1 protein-coding gene and 1 pseudogene are annotated in these 1,432 nt (G+C 61.6%); both read right to left on the reverse strand.

Going from position 1 to position 1,432, the window contains the following annotated elements:
- The coding region (locus LK535_RS16970; protein WP_227773054.1) for a tyrosine-type recombinase/integrase at positions 1-996 on the reverse strand (996 nt) is incomplete at its 3' end.
- Between the two features lie 249 nt (positions 997-1,245).
- Positions 1,246-1,425 (reverse strand): annotated as a pseudogene (locus LK535_RS17015) (DUF6538 domain-containing protein); the annotation flags it as partial.
- Positions 1,426-1,432: the final 7 nt, after the last annotated feature.

The following is a 1,432-nucleotide window of genomic DNA, read 5'->3' on the forward strand; positions in this document are numbered from 1 at the left end:
TCTGGCGTTCCACGCCAGATGGGAGATATCTACTTCGCGGAAGGTAAGCTGGCTGACCGCCTCTGCCAGCACCCCCACTCGATGCCCGCTGCCGTAGTTCTCGGATGCTCCCCGCTTCCCCGTTTCGTGCGTCCATCCGCCGAGCGCCATTGCAACGTCATGGTCTATGCGCGCGGCGCGCAACTCGTCGCGGAAGTTATGACGGAATGAATGGAAGCAGGTGCGAGGTTGATAGGCACCGCAGCTTCGAAGAAACTGCGTGAACCATTTTGAGAACGCGACCGACCGCACGCCCTTGGTGCCGGGGTCGATCTCCTCGAACAGCTTCGTGCGACCGTTGCGGCGCTGCTTGTCCACGAAGTGTAGCAGCCCGCAGTCGATCATGTTCTTGTGGATCGGCATGAGGCGCTCACTCGCGCCCGTCTTGAGATTCTTGTCACTGCTCCCGGCAACAGACTCCTCGGTGATCACGAAGCAACGCACCCCATCGACCGTTCGGATATCGGCGACGTCGAGTTGGCAGATTTCGTTCAGTCGCATGCCTGTGTGTAGGCCGATCAGCGGCACCCAAAATCGTGCATTGCGAGGCCGCTCGATTCCCGGTTTGGCGTATCCGCGCTCCCCATCGACGCACCCCCGATAGAGCGGAGCGTTGAAGATCGCGTGTAGCTGGCTCGGGCTGAACGGAAAGCGCTTGTCCTTCTTGGCGGTGTCGTCGGGCAGACGCAGGCCGCGTGTCGGATTCCGATCGAGTAGCTCCTCATTGACAGCCCAGTTCAGGAAGCTCGACAGGTTGGCGAGACAGGTGTTGGCGTTTGCTGCGCTGATGAGGTCGGTTTCGCCGCGCGTTCGAGCCCGATCGGCGGCTTGGCGGGCGGTGAGCTTCGGGAACCGCTTGGCGGCATTGCGCGGCATGAAACGCAGCACGTCGATATAGTCGCGACAATGGGCGCGAGCCAGCGATTGCATGGGAACGTCTTTGCCGATGATCGACACGGCGAGCCTACGGGTCGTCTCATATGCTTCGCGCGTTCGGGCTGACCACCCCTGCGTCGGATCGGTCATATACTGCTCGTATGCTTCGCCAAGGGTGAGGCTGCTGACCGGAACAGGAGGCAACGGCTCTGCCTCAACCAGAGCAGCATCAGGGATCACCTGACACCTTGGCACGGCATCATCCGACGACGGTTCGAGGAGCGTCGGATCGCAGTGAAGACCAGCGGCCCAGCGGCGCTGTTCGATCTCTGCTTCGACCCGAGCCATGGCGCTGGGCAACCGCCGCAAGGCGATCTTCAAGCTGTCCGTTCGAAGCGACTGCCATATCTCGGCGCGGCCCATGAGCGCGCGAGCGTCATGCGGAATCCTGCGACGGTAATAGAAATGCGTGCCTCGGATACACAGTCCGACAGGCCGATTGTGTAGCAGTGCTGTG

The organism is Sphingomonas sp. IC4-52 (assembly GCF_020707225.1).
Lineage (GTDB): Bacteria > Pseudomonadota > Alphaproteobacteria > Sphingomonadales > Sphingomonadaceae > Sphingomonas.